Annotated in this window: 23 protein-coding genes; 6 read left to right on the top strand and 17 right to left on the bottom strand. The window is 72.7% G+C overall.

What is annotated here, in order from left to right:
• Positions 1 to 233: 233 nt before the first annotated feature.
• The 7 genes from ACZ7FF_RS29270 to ACZ7FF_RS29240 all read right to left on the bottom strand — a co-directional run bounded on the left by ACZ7FF_RS29270 (position 234) and on the right by ACZ7FF_RS29240 (position 8,897).
• Positions 234 to 3,080 (bottom strand): DEAD/DEAH box helicase, encoded by a 2,847-nt coding sequence (locus ACZ7FF_RS29270; protein ID WP_470815751.1) that lies wholly within the window; start codon positions 3,078 to 3,080, stop codon positions 234 to 236.
• Between the two features lie 132 nt (positions 3,081 to 3,212).
• Positions 3,213 to 3,794 (bottom strand): sugar kinase, encoded by a 582-nt coding sequence (locus ACZ7FF_RS29265; protein ID WP_470815749.1) that lies wholly within the window; start codon positions 3,792 to 3,794, stop codon positions 3,213 to 3,215.
• Positions 3,791 to 4,936, bottom strand: a complete 1,146-nt coding sequence (locus ACZ7FF_RS29260) for an ROK family glucokinase (RefSeq protein WP_470815748.1) — start codon at positions 4,934 to 4,936, stop codon at positions 3,791 to 3,793. The genes ACZ7FF_RS29265 and ACZ7FF_RS29260 overlap by 4 nt, the downstream gene beginning before the upstream one ends.
• Positions 4,937 to 5,053: 117 nt before the next feature.
• Positions 5,054 to 5,845: an ATP-binding cassette domain-containing protein gene (locus tag ACZ7FF_RS29255; protein ID WP_470815746.1), complete on the bottom strand. Its 792-nt coding sequence runs from the start codon at positions 5,843 to 5,845 to the stop codon at positions 5,054 to 5,056.
• Positions 5,842 to 6,987 carry an ABC transporter permease gene (locus ACZ7FF_RS29250; RefSeq protein ID WP_470815744.1) on the bottom strand — a complete coding sequence of 382 codons (1,146 nt, stop codon included), beginning with the start codon at positions 6,985 to 6,987 and terminating at the stop codon, positions 5,842 to 5,844. Before ACZ7FF_RS29250 ends, ACZ7FF_RS29255 begins: the two co-directional genes overlap by 4 nt.
• Positions 6,984 to 7,988: a sugar ABC transporter substrate-binding protein gene (locus ACZ7FF_RS29245; protein ID WP_470815742.1), complete on the bottom strand. Its 1,005-nt coding sequence runs from the start codon at positions 7,986 to 7,988 to the stop codon at positions 6,984 to 6,986. The genes ACZ7FF_RS29250 and ACZ7FF_RS29245 overlap by 4 nt, the downstream gene beginning before the upstream one ends.
• Before the next feature lie 159 nt (positions 7,989 to 8,147).
• Positions 8,148 to 8,897 carry a GntR family transcriptional regulator gene (locus tag ACZ7FF_RS29240; protein ID WP_470815901.1) on the bottom strand — a complete coding sequence of 250 codons (750 nt, stop codon included), beginning with the start codon at positions 8,895 to 8,897 and terminating at the stop codon, positions 8,148 to 8,150.
• Between the two features lie 118 nt (positions 8,898 to 9,015).
• On the opposite strand from ACZ7FF_RS29240, the gene ACZ7FF_RS29235 reads away from it, so the two are divergent.
• Entirely contained in the window at positions 9,016 to 10,038 is a 1,023-nt protein-coding gene (locus tag ACZ7FF_RS29235) for a Gfo/Idh/MocA family protein (protein ID WP_470815740.1), read from the top strand.
• A gap of 10 nt (positions 10,039 to 10,048) precedes the next feature.
• Here ACZ7FF_RS29235 and ACZ7FF_RS29230 read toward each other — a convergent pair whose 3' ends face one another.
• The 3 genes from ACZ7FF_RS29230 to ACZ7FF_RS29220 form a co-directional block, all read right to left on the bottom strand.
• Positions 10,049 to 11,242 (bottom strand): cytochrome P450 family protein, encoded by a 1,194-nt coding sequence (locus tag ACZ7FF_RS29230; RefSeq protein ID WP_470815738.1) that lies wholly within the window; start codon positions 11,240 to 11,242, stop codon positions 10,049 to 10,051.
• Between the two features lie 72 nt (positions 11,243 to 11,314).
• On the bottom strand, positions 11,315 to 11,989 hold the full coding sequence (locus ACZ7FF_RS29225) for a response regulator (protein ID WP_470815736.1): 675 nt from the start codon (positions 11,987 to 11,989) through the stop codon (positions 11,315 to 11,317).
• A gap of 143 nt (positions 11,990 to 12,132) precedes the next feature.
• Positions 12,133 to 13,035, bottom strand: coding sequence for a LysR family transcriptional regulator (locus tag ACZ7FF_RS29220; protein ID WP_470815734.1), 903 nt, complete (start codon positions 13,033 to 13,035; stop codon positions 12,133 to 12,135).
• A gap of 70 nt (positions 13,036 to 13,105) precedes the next feature.
• Between ACZ7FF_RS29220 and ACZ7FF_RS29215 the strand changes: the two genes are divergently transcribed.
• Complete coding sequence (locus tag ACZ7FF_RS29215; RefSeq protein WP_470815732.1) at positions 13,106 to 13,858, top strand: SDR family oxidoreductase; 753 nt, start codon at positions 13,106 to 13,108, stop codon at positions 13,856 to 13,858.
• A 300-nt stretch (positions 13,859 to 14,158) separates the two neighbouring features.
• Here the strand turns inward: ACZ7FF_RS29215 and ACZ7FF_RS29210 are convergent, their stop codons facing one another.
• The 3 genes from ACZ7FF_RS29210 to ACZ7FF_RS29200 form a co-directional block, all read right to left on the bottom strand.
• Positions 14,159 to 15,418, bottom strand: coding sequence for a sensor histidine kinase (locus ACZ7FF_RS29210; RefSeq protein ID WP_470815730.1), 1,260 nt, complete (start codon positions 15,416 to 15,418; stop codon positions 14,159 to 14,161).
• A 299-nt stretch (positions 15,419 to 15,717) separates the two neighbouring features.
• Positions 15,718 to 16,116, bottom strand: a complete 399-nt coding sequence (locus tag ACZ7FF_RS29205) for a guanyl-specific ribonuclease (RefSeq protein ID WP_470815729.1) — start codon at positions 16,114 to 16,116, stop codon at positions 15,718 to 15,720.
• A gap of 137 nt (positions 16,117 to 16,253) precedes the next feature.
• Positions 16,254 to 17,063 (bottom strand): AIM24 family protein, encoded by an 810-nt coding sequence (locus ACZ7FF_RS29200; RefSeq protein ID WP_470815727.1) that lies wholly within the window; start codon positions 17,061 to 17,063, stop codon positions 16,254 to 16,256.
• Positions 17,064 to 17,166: 103 nt separating this feature from the next.
• Here ACZ7FF_RS29200 and ACZ7FF_RS29195 point away from each other — a divergent pair, with 103 nt between their 5' ends.
• On the top strand, positions 17,167 to 17,916 hold the full coding sequence (locus tag ACZ7FF_RS29195; RefSeq protein WP_470815726.1) for a 3-oxoacyl-ACP reductase family protein: 750 nt from the start codon (positions 17,167 to 17,169) through the stop codon (positions 17,914 to 17,916).
• Positions 17,917 to 17,982: 66 nt separating this feature from the next.
• Here the strand turns inward: ACZ7FF_RS29195 and alc are convergent, their stop codons facing one another.
• The gene (gene alc, locus ACZ7FF_RS29190; RefSeq protein WP_470815724.1) at positions 17,983 to 19,098 is read right to left on the bottom strand and encodes an allantoicase; all 1,116 of its coding nucleotides are present in this window, start codon (positions 19,096 to 19,098) and stop codon (positions 17,983 to 17,985) included.
• A 47-nt stretch (positions 19,099 to 19,145) separates the two neighbouring features.
• Entirely contained in the window at positions 19,146 to 20,486 is a 1,341-nt protein-coding gene (gene allB, locus ACZ7FF_RS29185) for an allantoinase AllB (RefSeq protein ID WP_470815722.1), read from the bottom strand.
• A 273-nt stretch (positions 20,487 to 20,759) separates the two neighbouring features.
• Here allB and ACZ7FF_RS29180 point away from each other — a divergent pair, with 273 nt between their 5' ends.
• Complete coding sequence (locus ACZ7FF_RS29180) at positions 20,760 to 21,554, top strand: IclR family transcriptional regulator (RefSeq protein ID WP_470815721.1); 795 nt, start codon at positions 20,760 to 20,762, stop codon at positions 21,552 to 21,554.
• Positions 21,555 to 22,022: 468 nt separating this feature from the next.
• Here the strand turns inward: ACZ7FF_RS29180 and ACZ7FF_RS29175 are convergent, their stop codons facing one another.
• The gene (locus ACZ7FF_RS29175) at positions 22,023 to 22,334 is read right to left on the bottom strand and encodes a DUF5955 family protein (protein ID WP_470815719.1); all 312 of its coding nucleotides are present in this window, start codon (positions 22,332 to 22,334) and stop codon (positions 22,023 to 22,025) included.
• A 129-nt stretch (positions 22,335 to 22,463) separates the two neighbouring features.
• Between ACZ7FF_RS29175 and ACZ7FF_RS29170 the strand changes: the two genes are divergently transcribed.
• Positions 22,464 to 23,072 (top strand): nucleotidyltransferase family protein, encoded by a 609-nt coding sequence (locus tag ACZ7FF_RS29170; protein ID WP_470815718.1) that lies wholly within the window; start codon positions 22,464 to 22,466, stop codon positions 23,070 to 23,072.
• 184 nt (positions 23,073 to 23,256) lie between these two features.
• Positions 23,257 to 24,882: a malate synthase A gene (aceB, locus tag ACZ7FF_RS29165; protein ID WP_470815716.1), complete on the top strand. Its 1,626-nt coding sequence runs from the start codon at positions 23,257 to 23,259 to the stop codon at positions 24,880 to 24,882.
• Positions 24,883 to 25,021: 139 nt separating this feature from the next.
• On the opposite strand, the gene ACZ7FF_RS29160 is transcribed toward aceB, so the two are convergent.
• Positions 25,022 to 25,936, bottom strand: a complete 915-nt coding sequence (locus tag ACZ7FF_RS29160; protein WP_470815715.1) for a HipA family kinase — start codon at positions 25,934 to 25,936, stop codon at positions 25,022 to 25,024.
• Positions 25,937 to 25,973: the final 37 nt, after the last annotated feature.

The following is a 25,973-nucleotide window of genomic DNA, read 5'->3' as shown; positions in this document are numbered from 1 at the left end:
CGGGCCGGCGGACTCGGCCGGCACAGGCTCACCTTCGGCCCGGCGCGCGGCGACGGCCGCCCGCAGCGCCGCCCGCGCGGCGTCACCGGACCTCCCCCCGTCCTCCGCCCCCGACTCGGCCCCGGACAGCTGGTCCGGGTCGGCGGGGGCAGCAGCCGCCTGGGGGCGCCGGCGTTCCTGGGCTGCTCGAAGGGCCTCTCGGGCCGCGTCGGCGGGGCGGGGTTCGCCGGTGGTCATGGCGTTCTCCGCAGTGAGACGAGGTCGGACAGCTCGCGGTCGGTCAGTTCGGTGAGGGCGGCCTCGCCGGAGCCGAGGATGGCGTCGGCCAGGGCGCGCTTGGCGGCGAGCATCTCGGCGATGCGGTCCTCGACCGTGCCCTCGGTGACCAGGCGATGGACCTGGACGGGCTGGGTCTGGCCGATGCGGTAGGCGCGGTCGGTGGCCTGCTCCTCGACGGCCGGGTTCCACCAGCGGTCGAAGTGGACGACATGGCCCGCGCGGGTGAGGTTCAGGCCGGTGCCCGCGGCCTTCAGGGACAGGACGAGGACCGGGGTCTCACCGCCCTGGAACCGGTCGACCATGCGCTCGCGCTCCGGCACGGGTGTGCCGCCGTGCAGCATCTCCACCGGAACCGCGCGGGCGGACAGGTGGGCGGTGATGAGGCGGGCCATGCCGACGTACTGGGTGAAGACGAGCGCCGAGCCGTCCTCGGCGAGCACGGTGTCCAACAGCTCGTCCAGGAGCGCGAGTTTGCCGGAACGGTGGGCCGCGGGCGCGTCCTCCTTCAGATACAGCGCGGGGTGGTCGCAGATCTGCTTCAGGGCGCCTAGGAGCTTGAGGACCAGGCCCCGGCGGGCGATTCCCTCGGCGGTCTCGATGGCCAGCATGGACTCGCGCACCACCGCCTCGTACAGCGCGGCCTGTTCGCGGGTGAGCGGCACCGGGTGGTCGGTCTCGGTCTTGGGCGGCAGCTCGGGGACGATACCGGGATCGGACTTCCTCCGGCGCAGCAGGAAGGGGCGGACCAGTCGGGCCAGGCGCTCGACCGCCTCCTCGTCCTCGCCGTTCTCGACCGCCCGCGCATGACGGGCGCGGAAGGACTTCAGCGGGCCGAGGAGTCCCGGGGTGGTCCAGTCGAGCAGGGCCCACAGTTCGGAGAGGTTGTTCTCCACCGGGGTGCCGGTGAGCGCCACGCGCGCCGGGGCCGGGACGGTGCGGAGCGCCTTGGCGGTGGCCGAGTAGGGGTTCTTCACGTGCTGGGCCTCGTCGGCCACGACCATGCCCCAGGGCTGTTCGGCCAGGCGGGCCGCGGTGGAGCGCATCGTGCCGTACGTGGTGAGGACGAAGCCGCCGTCGAGCCCGTCCAGGGTGCGGTCGGGGCCGTGGAAGCGGCGGACGGGGACGCCGGGCGCGAACCGGGTGATCTCGCGCTGCCAGTTGCCCAGCAGCGAGGCGGGGCAGACCACGAGGGTGGGTTCGGTGCGGGCCCGCTCCAGGTGCAGGGCGATGAGGGTGACGGTCTTGCCGAGGCCCATGTCGTCGGCGAGGCAGCCGCCGAGGCCGAGGGAGGTCATGAGGTCGAGCCAGGCGAGGCCGCGCAGTTGGTAGTCGCGCAGGGTGGCGTGCAGCCCCGCGGGCGGGTCCGCGGGGCGCAGGCCGGCGGTGAGCCGGTCGCGGAGGGTGGCGAGCGCGCCGACGGGGACGGCGTCCACGCTCTCGCCGTCGACGTCGGCGGTGCCGGTGAGCGCGACGGACAACGCGTCGACGGGGTCCAGTAGGCCCAGTTCGCGCTTGCGGGCCTTGCGGACCAGGGCCGGGTCGACGAGCACCCAGCGGTCCCGCAGCCGGACGACGGGCCGGTGGGCCTCGGCGAGCGCGTCCATCTCGGCCTCGCTGAGCGGGTCCCCGCCGAGCGCGAGCTGCCAGCGGAACTGCAGCAGTTCCTCGCTCTCGAAGAAGCCGGTGCCGTCGGTGGCGGAGCCCGGGGCGGGCCGCACCACGGCGGCGGCCGTGAGGTCGCGGGCGAGGTCCCGGGGCCAGTGCACGGCGACCCCGGAGGCGACCAGCCGGGTGGCCGCGACGCCGAGCAGCTCGCCCAGCTCCTCCTCGGACAGGGCGAGGACGTCGGGCACGTCCTGCTCGGCGAGCCGGTCCAGGGGCGCCCACACCCGGGCCGCGCGCCGCACGGCGAGGGCGGCGTCCACGCGTGCGCGTGGCCCGAGGGCCGCGTCGGCCTCGCCCGCCCACAGGGCCGCCGCGTCGGCCACCAGGGTGGGGTCGGCGAGGCTGTGCACCTGGACGATCGCTGCTCCGGCGGCGCGGGTGCCGGGGCTCGCTCCGGCGTCGAAGACGTCGTACGCGGCGAGGTCCAGGCGGAGCGAGATCCGTACGCCCGCGTCCATCCCCGCGGCGACCTCGGCCGCCCACTCGTGCGCCCGCGGCAGGGCCTGGGGCTCGCGGGCGGCGTACGGGCGGCCGGAGGTGTACGGGGCCGCGGGGGTGCGCGGCAGGGTGTCGGCGACCGCGTCCAGGAAGGAGCGGACCAGTGCCTCCGGCTCGGGCAGCCGGAGCGGGCCGGGGTCCGGGAGGGGCACGGCGTGGCCCTCCGGGGGCAGGGCGGCGGCCACCGCGCGCAGGTGGGCGATGTCGTCGGGTTCGAGCGGTCCGGCGCGCCAGGCGTCGTGGCCGGCCGGGGTCAGGCCGGGCAGCAGGCGGCCGCGGGCGACGAGGCGCAGGGCGTGCAGGGCGGCGGCGCCCCAGCAGGCCGTGGCCGGGTGGGCGGCCGGGTCGCGCCGGGCGCCGGCCAGCAGCGGAAGGGCGTCGGCGAGCGGCAGGGTCAGCGCGGGCACCGTACGGCGGCGCACGGTTGCTCCCTGGCGTCGTACGACCGTCAGTTCGTGGGTGTCGGCCCCGGTGGTGGTGGGCAGGGCGCCGCCGTCGGGGTCCCAGAAGGCGATGCGGCCCTCGCGCGGGAGGGGCGCGGGCAGGTAGACGGAGGCGAGGCGCACCGGGACCGGGTGCGCGGCACCGGTGTCCCGGGAACCTCCGGTGTGCTCGGCCACCGCAGCCGTGCCGCTCATACGTCCTGTCACCTCCCGCCCGTGTCCTCGATCAGACGTCTTCGACTGTACGGGCGGGGTCTGACAATCGGCTCCGGGGACCGGCCGGGGCCCGCGCGCCCGGCGGCGTGCACGGGAGGCCGGGGCTCGCCGTCACGGCACGGTGCGCGAGACGACGTACACCATCGGGTAGTTCGGGTCGGACATGTTCACGACCACGTCCTGGGTGGGTGCCGGGTTCTTCTGCGCGTGGGTGAGGCCCCACCAGGGCCCGGTGCCGGTGAAGTTCCAGCCGCTGACCTTGCGGTCGCGGGCGCCGATGGTGACGTCGCCCTGCTTCAGCCGGTCCCGGCGGGTGCCCATGGTCTGCAGGAAGCTGTCCAGGCCGGCCGCGTTGGTGCGGAACTGCACGTAGAGGCGGCTGGTCTTCCAGTTGTTCGTCTCGTAGCACGCGATGTAGTCGGCGGGGTGCGGGACGGTCACCTGGTAGAGGCGGCGCTGGACCTTGGACGGCCAGCCCGGGGTGAGGCCGGTCGCGGTGTACTTCGCCTCCTTGTCCTTGCCGCTGTTGCGGCTCTGGTTCGCGGAGATCACCAGGTAGCCGGCGGGTACGCCGATGAGCAGCACGATGATCAGCAGGGTGAGGGCCCGGCGCCTCGCCTTGTGGCGCGGGTCCTCGGGGGGCCGCTGCGGCGCGTGGGGCGGGGTGGCCTGGCGGGGCAGTGATGCGGTCATGCGGTGTCCCGGTCTCGGCGGGCCTGGGCGTACCGCTCGTAACGCTCGTAGCGCTCCACCCGGCGGCGCTTGGCGCGGCGGAACCGGCGGGCGACCAGCCGGGCCAGGTCGGCGGCGCCCACCATGCCGGCCTCGGGGCCGAGCTGGGCGCGGGTGATACGGGCCTCGGGGCGGTAGCCGCGGCCGGTGAGATGGCGCTTGAAGGCGTCCCGGGCGGGGCCGATGAGCAGGTCGTCGGCGGCGCTGACGCCGCCGCCGATCACGAAGCAGGAGGGGTCGAGGGCCGCCGCGAGGTTGGCGATGCCGACGCCCAGCCACTGGCCGATGTCCTGGAGCAGCTCCACGCACATGGCGTCGCCCTCGCGGGCCAGCTCCGTGATCATCGGGCCGCTGATCTCGTCGATGTTGCCCTTGACGTGCTCGATGATCCCGTAGGCGACCGGGGAGTCGGCCACGGCCAGCTCCTTGGCCTCGCGGACGAGCGCGTTGCCGGAGCTGTACTGCTCCCAGCAGCCGCGGTTGCCGCACGGGCAGCGGTGACCGCCGGGCACGACCTGCATGTGGCCGAACTCGCCCGCGACACCGAACTTGCCGCGCTTGACCTGCCCGTCCTCCAGGATCGCGCCGCCGATGCCGGTGCCGAGCGTGATCATGACGAGGTGGTCCTCGCCGCGGCCGGCGCCGAAGCGCCACTCCGCCCAGGCCGCGGTGTTGGCGTCGTTGTCCACGAGGACCGGCACGGAGAGCCGTCCGCTCAGGCGGTCGCGCAGGGGCTCGTTGCGCCAGGACAGGTGCGGGGCGAACAGGACGCGGTTGCGGTCGGCGTCGACCCAGCCGGCCGCGCCGATGCCGACCGCGTGCACGTCGTGCCGGTCGGACAGGTCGAGCACCAGCTCGACGATGGTGTCCTCGACGACCTTCGGGCTCTTGGACTTGTCCGGGGTCTCCGTGCGGAGCTTCTCCAGGATGTTGCCGTCGGCGTCCACGACGCCCGCCATGACCTTGGTGCCGCCGATGTCGATGCCCACCGTCGGCACCCGGGGTGCGGTCAGGTGGGACCGGCGCTCGCGCGTGCCGACGGTGCGCAGGACCGGGGCACGGCGGGAGCCGATGGGGGCGGTGAGGTCGCGGTGGGTGCTCATCGGGCTCGATTGTGCCTCACCGAGGGTATGGGTGCTGTACGTGTCAGCGGGCCGGGGGCGCGCGACCGGTGGCGTGTGCGGGTGTCCCGCGGCCGGTCGCGCGGTTCCCCGCGTCCCTCAACCGCGCCGCAGTTCGTGGCGCAGGGCCTCCAGGTCGGAACCGCCGGCCATCTGCCGGGTCAGTTCGTCCAGAGTGATCTCGTTCCGTGTGTGATTGCCCACCATCGTGCCCCTGCGCAGGAGGACGAACCTGTCGCCGACCAGGTACGCGTGGTGCGGGTTGTGGGTGATCAGTACGACGCCCAGGCCCTCGTCGCGCGCGGCCGCCACGTACTTGAGGACCACACCGGACTGCTTCACGCCCAGGGCCGCCGTCGGTTCGTCCAGGACCAGCACCTTGGCGCCGAAGTGGACGGCCCGGGCGATGGCGACGCACTGGCGTTCGCCGCCGGAGAGGGTGCCGATGGGCTGGTCGACGTCCCTGAGGTCGATGCCCATGCGCAGCAGCGCCTCGCGGGTGGTGCGGCGCATCAGGCCGATGTCGAGGCGCTTGAAGGGGCCGGCGCCCCTGCGGGGCTCGGAGCCGAGGAAGAAGTTGCGCCAGACCGGCATCAGGGGAACGACGGCCAGGTCCTGGTAGACCGTGGCGATGCCCCGGTCCAGGGCCGCGCGCGGGGAGACGAGCCGGGTCTCCTCGCCCTCGACGCGCAGGGTGCCGCCGTCGTGCTGGTGCAGGCCCGCGATCACCTTGATCAGGGTGGACTTGCCCGCGCCGTTGTCGCCGAGGACGCAGGTGATCTCGCCCGCGTGGACCTCCAGCGAGACGCCCTCCAGGGCGCGGACGTTGCCGTAGCGCTTGCTGACGCCGGTCAGTTCGACCAGCGGGGTGCGCTCGGTGGTCACGGTCATGTCGTCGCCTCCGCGCGCTTGCGGACCCAGTGGTTGAGCAGGGTCGCGAGGAGCAGCATCGCTCCGAGGAAGAACTTGAACCAGTCGGGGTTCCACTCGGCGAAGACGATGCCCTTGCTGGTCATGCCGAACAGGAGGGCGCCGACCGCCGAGCCGACGGCGCTGCCGTAGCCGCCGGTGATGAGGCAGCCGCCGATGACGGCCGCGATGATGTAGATCAGCTCGTTGCCGACGCCCTCGCCGGACTGGACGGCGTCGAAGGAGAACAGCAGGTGCTGGCCGGAGATCCAGGCGCCGAACGCGACGCCCATGTACAGCCCGATCTTCGTCTTCGTCACGGGCACGCCGACCGCGCGGGCCGCGTCCGCGTTGCCGCCGACCGCGAAGATCCAGTTGCCGGCGCGGGTGCGCAGCAGGATCCAGGAGGCGAGGGCGACGAGGCCGAGCCACCACAGGATGGTGACCTTGAAGTCGACGCCGCCGACGGTGATGGTCGAGGCGAAGACGGCGCGGGCGCTCGGGAAGCCCTCCATGTCGGCGACGGTCTTGGTGGAGACCGTGCCGTCGATCAGCTTGGTGAAGCCGAGGTTCATGCCGGTCAGCATCAGGAAGGTGCCCAGCGTGATGATGAAGCTGGGCAGCCTGGTGCGGGTGAGCATGAAGCCGTTGAAGGCGCCCACGGCGAGGGTGACGAGGAGGGAGACGCCCACGCCGACCCAGGTGTTCGCCGTCATCTGGTAGCTGAACATCGAGGAGATCAGCGCCGAGGACGTCACGAGGACGCCCGCCGACAGGTCGAACTCGCCGCCGATCATCAGCAGGGCCACGGGTACGGCCATGATGCCGATGGTCGAGGAGGCGTACAGCACCGTGCTGAGGCTGGCGGCGCGCAGGAAGCCGTCGGCGGTGAGGGCGAAGAAGAGGAGGACGGCGAGTGCGCCGACGACCGACCCCAGTTCCGGGCGGGAGAGCAGGCGCTTCAGCGGAGAGGCCTGCAGAATCCTTTCGTCGGCACTCTGCCCGGCGGCCGGCCGCTCACCGGCGCTCTGCTCACCGGCGTCCTGCTCACCGGCGCTCTGCACTCCGGCCTCCTGCTCGCCGGCCTTCCGTTCGTCGGCCGTTCCTTCGGCGGTGGCGCTCATCGGGTGCCCCGCTCGGTGTACTCAGCCAGCGCGGCCGCCTGGTCCTTGGTGATGATCTGCGGGCCGGTCAGCACCGGCTTGCCGCCGCCGAGGACGTCGCCGTTGTACTTGTAGGCCCACAGCAGGTCGACGGCCTCGTAGCCCTGGAGGTACGGCTGCTGGTCCACGGCGAAGCCGAGGGTGCCGTTCTTCAGCTCGGCGGCGACCTGGGCGTTGAGGTCGAAGGTGTCGATCTCGGCCTTGCTGCCCGCGTCCCCCTTGGCCTTCACGGCGGTGTCGGCGTAGGGCGCGCCCAGGGTGACGACGGCGTCGACGGACCTGTCCGCCTGGAGCTTGGCCTCGATGGCGGCCTGTACGTCGGGCATGTTCGTGCCGTTGACGTAGAGCTTCTGCAGCGTGCCGTGGAAGGACCGGGCGACGCCGTCGCAGCGCTGCTCGTGGCCGACGTTGCCCTGCTCGTGCAGCACGCACAGGGCCTTCTTCTTCCCGCGCCTGTTCAGCTCGTCGCCGACGGCCTCGCCGGCGATGGTCTCGTCCTGGCCGATGTGGGTGAGGGCGCCAAAGGCCTTGGACACCTCCGAGCCGGAGTTGACCGTGATCACGGGGATGCCGGCCTTCTCGGCCCGGGCCACGGAGGCCTTCATCGCGTCCGGCTTGGCGAGGGTGACGATGATGCCGTCAACCTTCTTGTCGACCGCCGCGTCCACGAGCTGCGCCTGCTGCTGGGCGTCGTCGTCGTGCGAGTACAGGAAGTTGATGTTGTCCTTGACGGCGGCCTGCTTGGCGCCGCTCTGCACGATGTCCCAGAAGGTGTCGCCGTCTCCCGAGTGCGTGATCATCGCGAAGGTCCAGCGGGGGGTGTTCACCGCCGCCCTGCCCTGGGCCGCGGCGGCCCTGCGGGCGTCCTCGGCCCGCTTGCCGCCGGTGCTGCTGCAGCCCGCGAGGGACACCGAGAGTGTCCCTGCGAGTGCGAAGACTGCCCAGGTCCGAAACCGTGCCACGAGGCCGTGCCCTTCTTGCCGTGTTCGTACGTACGCAAGGGGCCGGTGATCTCCTCAGCGGCCCCAAACGCTCCAGTATCGAACATGGGCGACGCTCCTGACACGGCCGGGGAGCACCCCGGGGTCGCATTGTCCGGACATTGCGACCAACCGGACGGGTCAGGAGCGTACGAGCAGCTGGAACTCGAAGGAGTAGCGGCTCGGGCGGTAGGTGTGGTCGCCGAACTCGACCGCCCGGCCAGTGTCGTCGAACGTGGTGCGCTGCATGGTCAGCAGCGGGGCACCCTCGGCCTCGGCGAGCCGCTCGGCCTCCGCGGCCGTGGCGCCACGCGCACCGATGGACTGGCGGGCGCTGTGCAGGGTGATCCCGGCCGAACGCATCAGCCGGTACAGGCCCGTCGCCTCCAGCTGGCCGGTGTCCAGGTCGAGCAGGCCGGGCGGCAGGTGGTTGATCAGGTACGCCATCGGTTCGCCGTGCGCGAGCCGGAGCCGCTCGACCCGGTGGACGTCACTGCCCTCGCCGACACCGAGCGCGGCGGCGACCGTGGCCGGGGCCGGGACGACCGCGTTGACCAGCACCTTGGTCGCGGGCCGCTGACCGGCCGCCTCCAGGTCGTCGTAAAGGCTGCTCAGCTCCAGCGGGCGCTTGACCTGGCTGTGCACGACCTGGGTGCCGACGCCCCGGCGGCGCACGAGGAGCCCCTTGTCCACGAGGGACTGGATGGCCTGGCGGACGGTCGGCCGGGACAGTCCGAGGCGTCCGGCCAGCTCGATCTCGTTGCCCAGCAGGCTGCCGGGGGTGAGGCTGCCGTGCTCGATGGCGGCCTCCAGCTGCTGCGAGAGCTGGAAGTACAACGGCACCGGCGAGCTGCGGTCCACTCGGAGATCGAGCGAGACGGTCGGGTCCACTTCTGGTTTCGGCACGGGGCCGAGCGTAGTCGCGTGAGTGGTTGACGGGAAGTTGTGTAGTCCGATTGTCCGGACATTTGCATTGACAGGACGCGGGCTCCGCCCTCACTTTGTTTCCATGCGCATCGGGGTCATCGGTACGGGCCGCATCGGCACCGTCCATGCGAACACGCTCAGCCGGCATCGCGAGGTCGGGTCGCTGATCCTGACGGACGTGGATCCGTCGCGGGCACAGGGGCTGGCGCACCGGCTGGGCGAGACGGCGGCGCCGGGGGTGGACGAGATCTTCAAGTGGGGCGTGGACGCGGTGGTGATCACCACGGCGACGGCGGCCCACGCCGAACTGATCGGTCGGGCAGCCCGCTCCGGACTGCCCGTCTTCTGCGAGAAACCGATCGCCCTGGACCTCGCGGGCACCCTGCAGGCGCTCGCCGAGGTGGAGGCGGCCGGGACCGTGCTGCAGATGGGCTTCCAGCGCCGGTTCGACGCGGGGTACGCCGGCGCCCGGGCGGCCGTGGGCGCGGGACGGCTCGGACGGCTGCACACCGTACGGGCCATGACGTGCGACCAGTCCCCTCCCCCGCGCGAGTGGCTGCCGCTGTCCGGCGGGCTGTTCCGCGACACGCTGATCCACGACTTCGACGTCCTGCGCTGGGTGACCGGCCGTGAGGTGACCGACGTCTACGCCACCGGGTCGGACACCGGACCCGCGATGTTCCGCGAGGCCGGTGACGTCGACACGGGGGCGGCGCTGCTCACGCTGGACGACGGCACCCTGGCGGCGGCGACCGCGACCCGGATGAACGGCGCCGGCTACGACGTGCGCATGGAGCTCGCCGGGGAGCGCGACACGATCGTCGTCGGCCTGGACGACCGTACGCCGGTCGCGTCCACCGAACCCACCGGGCCGCCGCCCGCCGACAAGCCGTGGACCGGGTTCCTGGAGCGGTTCGGGCCCGCGTACGAGGCCGAGCTGAACGCCTTCGTGGACGTGGTGCGCGGCCAGCGGCCCAACCCGTGCGACGGCCGCGAGGCCCTGCAGGCGCTGCGGATCGCCGAGGCCTGCGAGGTCTCCCGCCGGGAGCGGCGCCCGGTGGTGCTCGCGGAGATCCCCGACCGGGTCCAGCCGTCCTACGGCTGAGCGGTCGCCACTACCAGCGCACCGGCAGGCTTCTCACGCCCCGCATCAGCATGCCCGGCAGCCACTCGCCCGGATCGCCGTCCAGGGCGAGGCCGGGTGCGCGCTCCAGGAGGGAGCCGATGGCGATACGGCCCTCCAGCCGCGCCAGGGGCGCGCCGAGGCAGTAGTGGATGCCGTGGCCGAAGGCGAGATGGCCGCGCGTGTCACGGCGGATGTCGAAGCGGTCCGGGTCGGCGAAGCGGGCGCCGTCGCGCTGGGCGGCGGTCAGCCCGACCATCACGTGGTCGCCCCGCGCGATCGCGGTGCCGCCGATCTCCAGGGGCCCGGCGGCGAAACGGAACGTGGCGTTCTCCACCGGGCCCTCGTGGCGCAGCATCTCCTCGACCGCGCCGTCCAGGAGGTCAGGGTCGGCGCGCAGCGCGGCGAGCTGATCGGGGTGGGTGAGCAGGGCGAGCACGCCGTTGCCGATCAGGTTGACCGTGGTCTCGTGGCCGGCGATCAGCAGCAGGAAGGCCATGCCGCGCAGCTCCTTCGGGGAGAGGCGGTCGCCGTCCTCGGCGGTGGTGCGGATGAGGTCCCCGAGCAGGTCGCCGGACGGTCCGGCGCACCGCTTGTCCTCGATCAGGTCGGTGAGATAGGCGGCGAGCCGCACGATGGCGTCGTACCCGGTGTCCGCGCTGGTCGGGGCGACCACCTCCGTGGACATCTTCCGGAACTCGGCGCGGTCCATCTCGGGTACGCCGAGCAGCTCGCAGATGACGGTGATGGGCAGGGGGTAGGCGAGTGAGGCGATGAGGTCGGCGCGGCCGTGCGGCAGCATCTCGTCGAGCAGCCGGTCGGTGATCCGCTGGATCCGGGGGCGCAGTTCCTCCACCCGGCGCATGGTGAACGCACGCGTGACGAGACCGCGCAGCCGGGTGTGCTGCGGCGGATCGCTGAGCAGCATGTGCTTGCCGATCAGCTCCTCGTCGAAGAAGGAGGCGTCGTCGCTCTTGGCGGTGTCCTTGACCAGCCGGGGGTCGGCGAGGGCGGCGCGCGCCTCCTCGTACCCCACGACGAGCCAGGTCTCGTAGCCCTCGTCGGCTCCCTGCAGGCGGACCCGGTGCACGGGGCCCCGCTCGCGCAGCAGGGCGTACACCGGGTGGGGGTCCCGGCGGAACGCGTCCCCGAACTCCCCCAGGTCGACCACCTGTTGCCTGTCCATGGCTCCCCTTCCGGACTCCCCCGAGGCCCACCGGGCGCATCCCGATGCCTGGACAACGTCCGCCGTGCCCGCTTAGTGCCCGTCCTGGAGAAGTCCCGCGTCGTAGGCGAGCAGGGCGACCTGGACGCGGTTGTTCAGGCCCAGTTTGGCGAGGATGCGGGAGACGTGCGTCTTGACGGTGGCCACGCTCATGAAGAGTTCGGCGGCGATCTGGGCGTTGGCGAGGCCGCGCCCGACGGCGACGGCGACCTCGCGCTCGCGGTCGTTGAGCACGGCGAGCCGTTCGCGCGCGCGTGTCTGCCGGGCGTCGGCGGCGGTGCCGGCCGCGTGCCGCATCAACTGCCGGGTGACGGCGGGCGACAGGACCGGGTCGCCGGCCGCGACCCGGCGCACGGCGTCGACGATCTCGGCGGGCGGGGTGTCCTTGAGGACGAAACCGGCGGCGCCCGCGCGCAGGGCGTGCAGCACCTGCTCGTCGGCGTGGAAGGTGGTCAGCACCACGACCTGCGGGGCGTCCGTCCGCGCGCGCAGCCGCCGGGTCGCGGTGATCCCGTCCACCGCGGGCATCCGCAGGTCCATCAGCACGACGTCCGGACGGGTCCGCTCCACCAGCCCCTCGGCCTCACCCCCGTCGGCCGCCTCCCCCACGATCTCGATGTCCTCCGCCCCGCCCACCATCAGCGCGAGCCCGGCCCGCACGAGGGGATCGTCGTCCACGAGAAGCAGTCTGATCGGCGTCGCAGTCATGGGGTTCACGAAATCATGCACACGGGGCTCGCGGCCTTGGCATCGCGGAGGCGGGGGCACGGCGACAGGGACCGGCGACGGAGGACACGTCACGGGGCGCTCCGCGCACTGTCGCTCCCCGACTCGTGAGCAGCGTGCCCAGTTCACGTCGGCGTGTCCTGATGCCTGATCTCCCCTCGACGCAGCATGCCCGCTCCTGCCGTCTCCGCCGCCTCCGCACTGGCGCGGATCAGCGCGGCCACCGCCCGTGATGTCGTCCGCTCCGGCCAGGCGACGACGACCGTGGTGGGCGGGGCGTCGAGCAGCGGCACGCACACCACGTCGGGCCAGGCGTGCTGGCGCACCGACTCGGGCAGGATCGCGACCAGCCGGCCCAGAGCGACCAACTGCATCACCTGCGAGATGTCACGCACCTCGTGCAGACGGCCATCGGTGGCGTCCACATCGTCACCAGGCCATCGGGGCAGCTGTTCGCCGGTCAGGTCGGCGAGCGTCAAGGCGGCGCGGCCGGCGAGACGGTGGGCCCGGGGGAGCACGGCCATCTGGTCCTGGGTCAGCAGCGGTTCGGTGTCGAAGCCCGCGAGGTCGTCGTAGGGCGCGGTCAGGAACGCGACGTCGGCCCTGCCGTCGCGCAGCATCGGAGCCTGCTCCCCGATGCCGCAGACGATCACCTCGATGTCGACGGCGTCCGGATCGCGGCGGTAGTGCCGCAGGATCGACTCCAGCAGTCCCGCGTCCCCGTTGGGCTTCATCGCCAGCGTGAGCTTCGGATCGGTCCGTGCCGCCCGTTGCGCGCGCCGGACCGACGCCGTGACCGCGTCCAGCGCCTTGCGGCTTTCGGTCAGGAAGACCCGGCCGGCGTCGGTGAGGTTCACCGATCGGCTGGTGCGTTCCAGCAGCTGCACGCCCATGCGTCGCTCCAGCCGGGCGATGGCGCGGGACAGCGGCGGCTGTGCCATGCCCAGGCGCTGTGCGGCGCGGCCGAAGTGCAGTTCCTCGGCGACGGCGACGAAGTAGGAGAGCTCACGCGTCTCCGGCACATCCATACCCGCAGGGTATCGTTCGAGACGCTACGAGTGTTGGCCCGCGCGCTCGGTGCGGTGGTGTGCTGGCCCCATGAACGAAACCATGATCACCCTGGTGACCGGCGCGAACAAGGGCATCGGCCGCCAGATCGCCGCCCAGCTCGGAGCCCTGGGCCACAGCGTCGTCGTCGGCGCCCGCACTACCGAACTCGGCCAGCAGGCCGCCGGGAAGCTGCGGGAAAGCGGTGCTGATGCGACGTCGGTCGTGCTCGACGTGACCGACCCGGACTCGGCCGCCGCAGCCGCCGCCGAGATCGAAGCCCGCTACGGCAGGCTCGACGCCCTGGTCAACAACGCAGGTATCAGCGTCCCTCCGGGCAGCGACCTGGGCGACCAGCGCCCGAGCATGGCGGACATGGACGTCCTGCGCGCCGTCTTCGAGACCAACTACTTCGGGGTGATCGCCGTCACCAACGCGATGCTGCCGCTGCTGCGCCGATCAGCCTCGCCTCGGATCGTCAACGTGTCCAGTTCGGTGGGCTCGCTCACCATCAACGCAGACCTGAAGGGCACCGACGGACCGCCGCTGATGCCGGTCTCCGCCGGGTACGTCACGTCGAAGACGGCGCTGACGGCGCTCACCCTGCAATACGCTTGGGACCTGCTGGCCGAGGACATCAAGGTCAACGCCGTCTGCCCCGGCTACGTCGCCACCGACCTGAACGGCCACCGCGGCGACCGCACGCCGGCCGAAGGCGCGGTGGCCGCCGTCCGGATGGCCACCATCGGCGCCGACGGACCGACCGGCACCTTCACCGACGACGAGGGCCCGGCGCCCTGGTGAGCTGACCAGAGATTCCCCATCCAACGCGTTCCCCGGCCAGGTCATCGCCCCGCCGCGCAAACCGAGGGACAACGCCCCGCTCGGCGACCACCACACCTGGCGCGACGAACGCCGCCCACAGTCCTCCGACCGGCTCTGCGTGGAGCACGCCAACGTCGAGTACAAGCAGTGGGCACCGCTGCGCCGCTGCACCGGGGACCACGGAAACCGGTGCGCCAGCCCCAACGTCCTCCCCCTGCCCGCGCCGGTGCACGCACTGGCGTCGTGGCCATACCCCCCTGCGGGCCTCGGAGTTCACCGCTACGGCCATGGCAGGTGGGCGGAGACTTCGAAGCCGCCGTCGGGGGTGGGGCCGTGGGCGAAGTGGCCTCCGGTGAGGGTGGTGCGTTCGGTGAGGCCGATCAGGCCCTGGCCGGAGCCGGGGACGGGCGGGACCTCGGCGGGCGGGGCCGGATTGGAGACCGTGAGGGTGAGGCCGTCGCCGGGGGTGCCGGTGAGGCGGAGGGTGACCTCGGTGCCGGGAGCGTGCTTGCGGGCGTTGGTGAGGGCCTCCTGGGCGATGCGGTAGGCGGTGCGGCCCACGGAGGCGGGGACGGCGGCCGGGTCGGCGACGCGGTGGTCGAGGGTGAGCTTCATGCCGGCCTCACGGCACTCGGCGACCAGGGCGTCCAGCGCGACCAGCGTCGGCTGGGGCCGCCCGCCCGCCGCGTCGTCGGACTCGCCCGCGCGCAGCACGCCGATGATCTCCCGCAGGTCCTGCAGCGCCTCGTGGGCGCTCTCCCGGATGACCCCGGCGGCCCGCGCGATCTCCTCGCGGGGCGCGTCGGGCCGGAACTCCAGCGCGCCGGCGTGCACGCTGAGCAGGGTGAGCCGGTGGGCGAGCACGTCGTGCATCTCGCGGGCGATGGCCTCGCGGGCGAGCCGCTGCGCCTGCTCGGCGCGCAGCCGCGCCTCCGTCTCCGCCCGGTGTGCCCGGTCCCTGAGGCTCAGCATCAGCATCCGCTTGGAGCGGACGAACATGCCCCAGCCGATCACGGAGACGGTGAGCAGCATGGCGATCAGGACGGCGACCGCGTAGGGCAGGTCGGATCCCGGGCGCAGCCAGTAGTAGACGGGGATGAGGGCGAGGTCGGCGGCGCCGAGCCAGGCCACGTAACGGAAGGGCCGGTGCACGGCGACGGTGAACAGGGTGACCATCGCGGCCCAGCCGGAGGTGTCGGACACCAGGCCGACCGCCACCATCGCGGCGGCCAGGCCCACCGGCCAGCGGCGGCGCATCCAGACGGCGCCGCAGGACAGTGCGCCGAGCAGTACGTCGGCGACCAGGAGCGGCCGGGGCACGTCGGGGTGCCGCACCAGGTTCACGGCGGTCGCCAGGTACCCGAGGACGACCACCAGGAAGCAGCACACGTCGACGGCCCAGTCCCGTGCCGTGCGCGGGGTGCGCCGGCCGGCGGGGCCCGCGTCCGGGTCGAGTTCCCGCAGCACGGCCGACGGCAGCATCCAGCGGCGCAGCCCGTACCCGGGTACCGCGGCCGCCGGCGGTCTGTCTTCTGTCACGATCGACAAATCTATGCGCAGGGCCGGCCCCGCGACCTGCCCTCGGACGTGACCGGCTACCAAAGTCGCAACAGCGCCGACTTTCGACCGCCGGGACCCCGGCGGACCACCGACGCCTCCGGTCCCCGGCCGGCCACGGACGCGACCCGACCGACCGCACAGACCTCCGCTCCCCCGCCGACCGCGAACGCCCCGCACGGGAAACGGCTCGCCCCGCGGTCCCTGGGTGGGGAGAAGGCCGCGGGGCGAGGGTCGGTGTCACATGGGTCGCGCTGTTCGCAGGGGTCCTGCCGAACGACTCAGCAGCCGAAGTCGACCAGGTCGAACGTGGCGTAGTGGTCCGAGGTGTAGTAGTCCTCCTGGGACTCCTCGCCGGTGACGATGCGGCGGGCGCCGCGCGTCGGGGCGCCCGGGGTGACCACCGTGTACTCGTGGTAGTAGCCGGACGACTGGCTGGGCAGGACACCCTCGCGGTTGGTGAAGACGATGCCGTCCTGCGAGTACGGGAAGGGGCCGCCCTGGTCGATGAGGTTCAGGGTGTCGTGGGCCTGCGAGGGCAGGTCGCCGTAGCAGATGCTGCCGACGGACGCGGGGGAGGCGGCGTCCGCGGTGCTGGCGGAGACGGTGCCGCCCACCAGGAGGGCGGACAGGATCGCGGCTGCGGCGCCGATGCGTGTTGCGCGTGGGGGGAATCTCATGACGTCATGATGACGCGCGTAGACAATGGCATGTCAATGACAAAGTTGAAGTCTTTCCCTTCAAGTCACCCCGTTTTCAAGGCAGTTAACTTTTCCCCTCGAGACCTCCGCAGGACCTGCACCTGGGATTCGCCGATTCAGCCGACGTCCGTGGAGAACAGCCCGCCGGTCGGGCCCTGCTTGTCGCCGCCCTGGGCCTTCTTCAGGGCGTTGGCGAGGCTCTCGATGGTCATGGACTGGAGGATCACCCGGCCGTTGCCCTCCAGGGTGGCCAGGGACAGGCCCTCGCCGCCGAAGACGGCGTTCATGATCCCCTGACGGTTCAGGCCGCCGACGCGCTGGACGCCGTACTGGATGCCCTCCTCGAAGGCGACCACACAGCCGGTGTCGACCTCGATGCGGCCGCCGAAGTCCGCCGGGTTCAGGTCGATGAAGTTGCCCGCGCCGGCGATGATCACCGTGCCGTACCCGGTGAACTTCTCCAGGATGAACCCCTCGCCGCCGCTCATGCCGGTGCGGCCGCCCGCGAAGGCGATGCCGAACTCCACGCTGGACTCGGCGGCCACGAAGGCGTCCTTCTCGGCGAACCAGGCGCGCGAGCCGTCGAGTTCCAGGGCGCGCATCTCACCGGGCAGCACGCCCGCGAAGCCGACCGTGCCCTGACCGCCCTGGGCGGTGAAGTACTGGAAGGCCATGGACTCGCCCGCCAGCATGCGCTGGCCCACCTGCATGGCGGTGCCCATGGCCTGGCGCAGCAGGCCGCCCATGCCGCTGCCACCGCCCTGCTGCCGGCCGTTGCCGGACGGTCCGGACAGCCGGGTCTCCATGGTCACGTTCGTGGTCTTGAACAGGAACTTCCCCGCCTCGCAGTACACGGTCTGGCCGGGGTGCAGGTTGACGACCGCCATCTGCATGGCGGTGCCGACGATCTCTTGCTGAAGGGTCACGAGTCGAAGAACGCGTCAGGGGCGCCGGAGAGTTCCGGGGGCGGCCGAGAACGCCGTCCGTTCGCCGCCATCGGACGGGGGCCGCGGCGGCTGGGATGGAGGCATGACAGCTCATGGAACTCTTCACGGCAAGGCGGCCCTGGTGACGGGCGGCAGCCGGGGCATCGGCGCGGCGATCGCGCTGCGCCTCGCGCGCGAGGGCGCGGACGTGGCGGTGACGTACGTGAACGGCAAGGAGGGCGCACAGGAGGTGGTGCGGGCCGTACGGGCGCTGGGCCGCGGGGCGCTGGCGCTGCGCGCGGACTCGGCAGATCCGGCCGGGGCGGCGGGCGCGGTGGAGCGTACGGCGGAGGCGTACGGCGGTCTCGACGTGCTGGTCAACAACGCCGGCGTGGGGGTGCTGGGTCCGCTGGAGACGCTCACCGCGAAGGACGTCGACGAGGTCCTGGCGGTGAACGTCCGCGCGGTGTTCCTGGCCTCGCAGGCGGCGGCCGCGCTCATGCCGTCCGGCGGCCGGATCGTCACGGTCGGCAGCTGCATGGCGCGGCGCGTGCCGGGGCCCGGCGGGACGCTGTACGCGACGAGCAAGGCGGCGCTGACGGGCCTGACGAAGGCGCTGGCGCGGGAGCTGGGCGGGCGCGGCATCACGGCGAACCTCGTCCATCCGGGGCCGATCGACACCGACATGAACCCCGCGGACGGACCGCACGCCCCCGGCCAGGCGGCGATGACGGCGCTGGGCCGCTACGGCACGGCCGACGAGGTGGCCGCCGCGGTGACGTACCTCGCCGGTCCGGACGCGGCGTACGTCACGGGGGCCGAGTTCGACGTGGACGGGGGGTTCGCGGCCTGAGGCGGCGCGTGGGGCGCCCGGTGCTGTCCAGGCCGGGGCGCCCCACGCGGGCGAGGGGCCGGCCGGTCAGCCGCCCAGTTCCTGGTGGCGGGCGGCCAGCCGGGCCGCGCCGTCCTCGGTCGGGGAGCCGAACAGACGCAGCCGGGAGATGCCGCCGTCGGGGAAGATGTCGATGCGCGCGTGCGTGCCGACGGCCGGGGCGGCCAGGACGAATCGGTGGTTGGTGTCGGGCTGGAGCCGGGTGCGCGGCAGGATCTCGGTCCACTCGCCGGACTCGCCGTCCCGCACCGAGACGGACGCCCAGCCGGCGCTGTTGCCCTTCAGATAGGCGGTGTCGATCTCGACGGCGCGGATGTGGGACTGGGTGGCGAGCCGGTAGCCGATCCAGTCGTTGCCCTGGTCGCGGCGGCGCCGGGTCTCCCAGCCGTCGTCCATCTTGCGGGAGCGCCCCGGCTGGATGGTGTGGGTGGCCGGGGAGTAGAAGCGGTCGGAGGCGTCCTCGACCCGGCCGCCGTTCTCCAGGGCGACCACGTCGAAGGTGCCGAGCGTCGCCAGCCACTCGGGGTCGGGGACGACCTCGCCGTACACGCGCAGCCGGGCGATGCCGCCGTCGGGGTGCTGGTTGACGCGCAGATGCGTGAAGCGCTGCTCGACGGTGACCTCGAAGCCGTTCGCGGCGTGGCCGCCCACGGGGGTGCGCGGGACGAGGGTCGTCCACTTCACGTCGCCGTCGAGCAGTTCCCCGGGGGACGGCGAGCCCGGTACGGACGCGCCCTCGATCGAGACCGCCTGGGGGTAGTTGCCGCGGAAGTGGGCGGTGTCGACGACGATGCCGCGGATCACTCCGGGCGCGCCGAGGCGCACCAGCGCCCAGTCGTGGTCCTCGGCCGTCGGCCACGGGTGGCCGGCGGAGGCGCCGCGCCGGCGGCGGGTCTCCCAGCCGTCCATGATCTTGCCCTTGTGCCCGAAGTGCTCGGGGTCGAACTCGGCGCGCTCGGGGACCAGCAGGTTCTCGCGCTGGGCGAAGAACTCGTCGTTGGCGGCGATGACACCGGCGCCGAGCTGACGGTCGGCGAGGTTGGCGTACTGGGTGAAGGGGAAGTCGGCGGTGCGGTAGTCCGCGTACGGGTCACCGCCTCCGTAGGGGTTCGCGTCGCCGGTAAAACCTGGTGTCGCCGTCACGGTGATCAGGGGTTCCTTTCGGGAGTCGGCCGGGCGGTTGCGGGGGGTCACTGGGGGCGGCCGAGCAGCGTGCCCTTCGGCTCGGCGAACTCGCCGTCGGCGACGATGCGTTCGCCGCGCAGCCAGGTGGACCTGACGACGCCGTACAGGGTCTTGCCGGCGTACGCGGTGACCCGGTTGCGGTGCTGGAGGCCGGCCGGGTCGACGGTGAAGGTCTCGTCGGGCGCGAGGACGGCGAAGTCGGCGTCGCGGCCGGGGGCGATGGCGCCCTTGCGCGCGTCCAGACCGACCAGGGCGGCGGTCCGCGTGGACATCCAGCGGACGACGTCCTCCAGGCCGTGGCCGCGCGTGCGGGCCTCCGTCCACATGGCGGAGAGGCTGAGCTGGAGTCCGGAGATGCCGCCCCAGGCGGTGGCGAAGTCGTCGGTCTTGAGGTCGGCGGTGGAGGGCGAGTGGTCGGTGACGACGCAGTCGATGGTGCCGTCGGCCAGCGCCTCCCAGAGCAGGTCCTGGTTGGCGGCCTCGCGGATGGGCGGGCAGCACTTGAACTCGCTGGCACCGTCGGGGACTTCCTCGGCCGTGAGGGTGAGGTAGTGCGGGCAGGTCTCCACGGTGACGTGAACGCCCTCGGCGCGGGCGGCACGGATCAGGGGCAGCGCGTCGCTGGACGACAGGTGCAGGACGTGCACGCGGGCGTTCAGGCGGCGGGCCTGCGCGATCAGGCCGGCGATGGCCGTGTCCTCGGCGTCCCGGGGGCGGGAGGCGAGGAAGTCGGCGTACCTGGGGCCGCCGTGCTGCGGGGCCGCGGCCAGGTGGTGCGGGTCCTCGGCGTGCACGATCAGCAGGCCGTCGAAGCCGGCGATCTCCGCCAGTGACCGGGCGAGCTGCTCCTGGTCGAGGTGCGGGAACTCGTCCACGCCGGACGGGGACAGGAAGGCCTTGAAGCCGAAGACGCCGGCGTCGTGCAGCGGACGCAGGTCCTTGACGTTGCCGGGCAGGGCGCCGCCCCAGAAACCGACGTCGATGTGCGCCTTGTCGCGGGCGACCTCCTGCTTGACCCGCAGGTGGTCGACGGTGGTGGTGGGCGGGAGGGAGTTGAGCGGCATGTCGATCAGGGTGGTGATGCCGCCGGCCGCCGCCGCGCGGGTGGCGGTCCAGAAGCCCTCCCACTCGGTGCGCCCCGGGTCGTTCACATGGACATGGGTGTCGACCAGGCCGGGCAGCAGCACGTGGTCGCCGAGGTCCTCCAGGCGTGCCGTGGCCGGGACCTCGGCGTCGTACGGCAGTACGGCCGTGATCGTCCCGCCGGACACGGTGACCGCGGCGGCCCGCGTCCCCTCCGGAGTGATGACGCGCGTCGAGCGCAGCACCAGTTCAGCGTCGGACACCCGAACCCCTCTCTGTACCGCCGTTTTACGCCCAGGAAACGGGATTTACACCCACGTAACGGATTTCAACGTTCTGTTGAAGGAGTCTTCACTCCCGCTCTCCCGCCGTCAAGGGGCACACTTCCGAACAGGGGGTAGCGCGCGTCCACTCTGGACGTTTCCACAAAGTGGAATTAGAATTCCAGCAGGCAGAACGTAGCTACGTACAAGCGGGGAGTCAACCGGGCGCCGGGTAGGCTTCTGCCCTCCCGTCAGCCCCGAAAGGAACGCGCCGTGCCGACGTCCAGCGCCAGCACCACCGACTCCGCCAAATCCGCGGGCGGAGGTGGGGTCCAGTCCCTCGAGCGTGCCTTCGACCTGCTCGAGCGGATGGCCGACGCGGGCGGCGAGGTCGGCCTGAGCGAGCTGTCCGCGACCAGCGGGCTGCCGCTGCCGACCATCCACCGGCTGATGCGCACCCTGGTCGCCTGCGGCTACGTGCGCCAGCAGCCGAACCGGCGGTACGCGCTCGGTCCCCGGCTCATCCGGCTCGGCGAGTCGGCTTCCCGGCTGCTCGGGACCTGGGCCCGGCCGTACCTGGCCCGGCTGGTGGAGGAGACGGGCGAGACGGCGAACATGGCGCTGCTGGACGGCGACGAGATCGTGTACGTGGCGCAGGTGCCGTCGAAGCACTCGATGCGGATGTTCACCGAGGTCGGCCGGCGGGTGCTGCCGCACTCGACCGGCGTGGGCAAGGCGCTGCTGGCGGGCGTGCCGGACGACGAGGTGCGGGCGCTGCTGTCGCGCACGGGGATGCCGGCCGCGACCGAGAAGACCATCACCACGGCCGACGGATTCCTCGCGGCGCTGGAGGACGTGCGCCGGGCGGGGTACGCGGTCGACGACAACGAGCAGGAGATAGGGGTCCGGTGCCTCGCGGTGTCCGTGCCGGAGTCCCCGACGGCCGCGGCGATCTCCATCTCCGGACCGGCCGGGCGGGTCACGGAGGCGGCCACCGAGAAGATCGTGCCGGTGCTGCAGCAGGTCGCCCTGGAGCTCTCCCAGGCGCTCGCGAGCTCGGGCGCGTAACGGCCCCCCACACCGGGGCGGTGCCCTGACAGGTCTACCGTCTCCCCGCTGGGGCGGCTCCCCGATCAGGTCCGCCCTCTCCCCACCGGGGCAGATCCCCGACCGGTCCACCGACCCCCCACCGGGGCGGTGCCTCGACAGGCCAACCGTCCGCCTGCCGGGGCGGCTCCCCACACGTCCGCCGACCCTTCACCGGGCGGTTCGCCGCAGGCCCACCGCCCCTCCACCGGGGCAGATCCCCGACCGGTCCACCGACCCCCCACCGGGGCGGTGCCTCGACAGGCCAACCGTCCGCCTGCCGGGGCGGCTCCCCACACGTCCGCCGACCCTTCACCGGGCGGTTCGCCGCAGGCCCACCGCCCCTCCACCGGGGCGGCCCCCCTGCCACACCCACCGCCTCCCCGCCGGGGGCCCCTGACGCGTCCGCCGCCCCCTCGTGGGGCGGGTCCCCGGCAGATCGGCCGCCCTTCACCGGGGCGGTTCGCCGAACAGGTCCACCGCCTCGCGCACCACGCTCAGGCTTCGCGCCAGCGCGCTCACCGAGCCGATCGCGCCCGCGATCAGTAACAGGGACCTGCGAAGGCGCGGGATCTCCGGTGCGCCGCCGGTGGCCATCGCGGCCAGGGCGGCCAGTTCGTCCTCGGCTATGACGCGGTCGGGGAAGTCCGCCGGGAGCACCGCGAGTTCACGGCGGAGCCGGGACACCGCGGTCCGCAGTTCCGTCACCCTCGGGTCCTCGTCGCTGCCGGTCACTGGCCTCTGCCCCAAGCTCCGCAACACAGCCCTCCCCAGGCGCGGCGTCGTGCGCGGGCCAGTAAACGCCACCCCGTCCGGGAGCGCCACAGCGCAGACCGAAATTCAGCCCCGGGGGAACCGGCCGCCCGGGCCGCCGTCAGGTATGCAGGACTCATGACGGAGAACCAGGACCACACCGAGGACGTCGCCGGGCTGCTGCTCGCCGCCGGGGGTGGCAGACGCCTCGGCGGGCGGCCCAAGGCACTGCTGCCCCACCGGGGGCGGCCCCTGGTGGAGCACGCGGCACAGGTGCTGCGCGCGGCCGGGTGCGAGCGGATCCATGTCGTGCTGGGCGCACGGGCCGACGAGGTCCGCGAGCGCGCCCGGCTGGCCGGCTGCGTGCTCGTGGACAACCCCGACTGGGCCGAGGGCATGGGGTCGTCCCTGCGAGCAGGACTCGCCTCGCTGGCCGGCACGGGGGCGCGCGCGGCGCTGGTCTCGCTCGTGGACCAGCCGGGCATCGGGCCGAAGGCGGTGGCCCGGGTACTCGCCGCGTACGAGGACGAGCACTCCCTGGTCTCGGCCGCGTACGACGGTGTGCGCGGGCACCCCGTGCTCTTCGGTGCGTCCCACTGGCGGGGCATCGCGGCGGCCGCTACCGGCGACCGTGGGGCCCGGGCCTACCTGAAGGCGCACGAGGCCGGGATCCGGCTCGTGGAGTGCGCGGATGTGGCCGAGGCGTACGACATCGACACCGAGGCCGATCTGAGCCACCTTGAGTGAACGGGGTGGCACCGAGCGCCACCTTCCCTCGACCCAGAGAATCTCGACATCAACAAACCATTGAAGTTCCACGATGAGGAAACTACTATCCACTGCTCAGAAGCGCCTGACCGCACAGCCGGCGCTGTCTGTCCTATTCGTGCCACTAGGCACTAGGTGCCACCGCTGAAGGAAGTGACAGCTCATGTCCGCACCAGCGCCGTCCCCGCTGGCCATCGTCGACGCCGAGCCCCTGCCCCGGCAGGAGGAGGTACTCACGGACGCGGCGCTCGCCTTCGTGGCGGAGCTGCACCGGCGGTTCACCCCGCGCCGTGACGAACTCCTGGCCCGCCGGGCCGAGCGCCGCGCCGAGATCGCCCGCACCTCCACGCTCGACTTCCTGCCCGAGACGGCCGCGATTCGCGCGGACGACTCCTGGAAGGTCGCCCCGGCCCCGGCCGCGCTGAACGACCGGCGCGTCGAGATCACCGGCCCCACCGACCGCAAGATGACCATCAACGCGCTCAACTCCGGCGCGCGGGTCTGGCTCGCCGACTTCGAGGACGCCTCCGCGCCCACCTGGGAGAACGTCGTCCTCGGCCAGGCCAACCTGATCGACGCCTACACCCGGAACATCGACTTCACCGACGCGGCGTCGGGCAAGTCGTACGCCCTGCGCCCGAACGAGGAGCTGGCGACGGTCGTCATGCGCCCGCGCGGCTGGCACCTGAACGAGCGCCACCTGGCCGACTCCGACGGAACCGCGGTCCCCGGCGCCCTCGTCGACTTCGGCCTGTACTTCTTCCACAACGCCCAGCGGCTGCTGGACCTCGGCAAGGGCCCGTACTTCTACCTGCCGAAGACAGAGTCGCACCTCGAGGCGCGCCTGTGGAACGACGTGTTCGTGTTCGCGCAGGACTACGTCGGCATCCCGCAGGGCACCGTCCGCGCCACCGTCCTGATCGAGACCATCACGGCCGCGTACGAGATGGAGGAGATCCTCTACGAACTGCGCGACCACGCCGCCGGGTTGAACGCGGGCCGCTGGGACTACCTGTTCTCCATCGTCAAGAACTTCCGTGACGGCGGTGCCAGGTTCGTGCTGCCGGACCGCAACGCGGTGACGATGACCGCCCCGTTCATGCGGGCGTACACCGAACTCCTCGTCCGCACCTGCCACAAGCGGGGCGCGCACGCGATCGGCGGCATGGCGGCCTTCATCCCCTCGCGCAGGGACGCGGAGGTCAACAAGGTCGCCTTCGAGAAGGTCCGCGCCGACAAGGACCGCGAGGCGAACGACGGTTTCGACGGCTCCTGGGTCGCCCACCCCGACCTCGTGCCGATCGCCATGGAGTCCTTCGACCGGGTCCTCGGCGACAGGCCGAACCAGAAGGACCGGCTGCGCGAGGACGTCCACGTGGCGGCCGCCGACCTCATCGCGATCGACTCGCTCGACGCCAGGCCGACCTACGCGGGGCTGGTCAACGCCGTGCAGGTGGGCACCCGTTACATCGAGGCCTGGCTGCGCGGACTCGGCGCGGTCGCCATCTTCAACCTGATGGAGGACGCGGCCACCGCCGAGATCTCCCGCTCCCAGATCTGGCAGTGGATCAACGCGGGCGTCGAGTTCGAGAACGGCGACAAGGCCACGCCCGAGCTGGCCCGCAAGGTCGCCGCCGAGGAACTGGACGCCATCCGCAAGGAGATCGGCGAGCAGGCCTTCGCGGCCGGGCACTGGCAGGAGGCGCACGACCTGCTGCTGCGGGTCTCCCTCGACGAGGACTACGCCGACTTCCTCACCCTCCCGGCGTACGAGCAGCTCAGGGGCTGAGCCGCACGAGCCCCCTTCAGCCGGGCCTGTCCGAGTGGCCCCGGGACCTTCCCGGGGCCACTCGGCCGCGTACGGCCCGCTCCGGGGCGGGACGGCCGACGGTGCCGGGTGCGGTGCCCGGACCCGGCGCGGACGGCACTCAGCCCAGGTGCGCCGACCAGTCCCGCTCCGCCGCCGGCTTGCCGTGCAGGTCGGGGACCCGCTTCAGCCAGTCCGGACGGCCCGCCTGGTTCCTGCGCTCGCGTGCGGCCTCCTCGTCGGCGAGCTCCTCGCGGCTCGGGAAGTCGGTGGGCAGCCACCCGTCGGAGAGCCGCAGGCGCGCGAGGAGATAGCCGACGTACGCGTCCCGGACGTCGTCGGGCGTCGCGAACCCGGCGTCCTCGGCCAGCCAGGCGTCGGGCACCTCGGCGACGATCCCGCGCAGCAGCTCCTCCGTGACGCGGGGGGCGAGTTCGGCGTCGGCGGCCCGGACGTCGGGCCCGTAGTGGCCGAGGGCGTGGTGCCGGAAGTCGTACCGCCTGCCGGGGTCCGTGGTGTCCCAGCGGTGGTGGAAGACGAGGGCGGCGCCGTGGTCGATGAGCCACAGGCGCGGCGGCACGGTGCCGAGCGTGGGCCACACCATGAGGTTGGAGCTGTGGACCGTACGGTCGACGTTGGCCGTCAGCGCGTCCAGCCAGACGATGCGGCCCGCCTCCAGCGGGTCCACCGGGAAGGCCCCGGCGATCTCCGGGGTGAGGTCGCGGGCGCCCGGCAGGTAGTCCATGCCGAGGTTCACCCCGGCGCTCGCGCCGTGCAGGTCGCGCACCTCCTGGTGCGGCTCGGCGGCGGCGATCGCGGGGTCGAAGTGGACCAGGACCAGCTCCGGGAAGCGCAGCCCGAGCGCGCGGGCGAGTTCGCCGACGATCACCTCGGCGACCAGCGCCTTGTGCCCCTGCGCGGAACCGGTGAACTTCACGACGTACGTCCCGAGGTCGTCGGCCTCGACGACCCCGGGCACGGAGCCGCCGGAGCGCAGCGGGGTCACGTATCGAACAGCAGTCACGTCGCGCAGCACACCGGCCAGCCTAGAACAGGAGGGCGGGTGACAACCC

Source organism: Streptomyces sp. NPDC037126 (genome assembly GCF_055605965.1).
This window is presented reverse-complemented; position numbering and strand designations above follow the sequence as displayed.

Excerpts from the sequence above, each read along its gene's own strand:
- ACZ7FF_RS29215 (WP_470815732.1), top strand. The coding sequence starts at position 13,106 with ATGAACGAAACCATGATCACCCTGGTGACCGGCGCGAACAAGGGCATC.
- ACZ7FF_RS29265 (WP_470815749.1), bottom strand. The coding sequence starts at position 3,794 with ATGACCGCATCACTGCCCCGCCAGGCCACCCCGCCCCACGCGCCGCAG.
- ACZ7FF_RS29205 (WP_470815729.1), bottom strand. The coding sequence starts at position 16,116 with ATGAGATTCCCCCCACGCGCAACACGCATCGGCGCCGCAGCCGCGATC.
- ACZ7FF_RS29260 (WP_470815748.1), bottom strand. The coding sequence starts at position 4,936 with ATGAGCACCCACCGCGACCTCACCGCCCCCATCGGCTCCCGCCGTGCC.
- ACZ7FF_RS29195 (WP_470815726.1), top strand. The coding sequence starts at position 17,167 with ATGACAGCTCATGGAACTCTTCACGGCAAGGCGGCCCTGGTGACGGGC.
- ACZ7FF_RS29250 (WP_470815744.1), bottom strand. The coding sequence starts at position 6,987 with ATGAGCGCCACCGCCGAAGGAACGGCCGACGAACGGAAGGCCGGCGAG.
- ACZ7FF_RS29225 (WP_470815736.1), bottom strand. The coding sequence starts at position 11,989 with ATGACTGCGACGCCGATCAGACTGCTTCTCGTGGACGACGATCCCCTC.
- ACZ7FF_RS29270 (WP_470815751.1), bottom strand. The coding sequence starts at position 3,080 with ATGAGCGGCACGGCTGCGGTGGCCGAGCACACCGGAGGTTCCCGGGAC.
- ACZ7FF_RS29220 (WP_470815734.1), bottom strand. The coding sequence starts at position 13,035 with ATGGATGTGCCGGAGACGCGTGAGCTCTCCTACTTCGTCGCCGTCGCC.
- ACZ7FF_RS29170 (WP_470815718.1), top strand. The coding sequence starts at position 22,464 with ATGACGGAGAACCAGGACCACACCGAGGACGTCGCCGGGCTGCTGCTC.
- aceB (WP_470815716.1), top strand. The coding sequence starts at position 23,257 with ATGTCCGCACCAGCGCCGTCCCCGCTGGCCATCGTCGACGCCGAGCCC.
- ACZ7FF_RS29230 (WP_470815738.1), bottom strand. The coding sequence starts at position 11,242 with ATGGACAGGCAACAGGTGGTCGACCTGGGGGAGTTCGGGGACGCGTTC.
- ACZ7FF_RS29235 (WP_470815740.1), top strand. The coding sequence starts at position 9,016 with ATGCGCATCGGGGTCATCGGTACGGGCCGCATCGGCACCGTCCATGCG.
- ACZ7FF_RS29255 (WP_470815746.1), bottom strand. The coding sequence starts at position 5,845 with ATGACCGTGACCACCGAGCGCACCCCGCTGGTCGAACTGACCGGCGTC.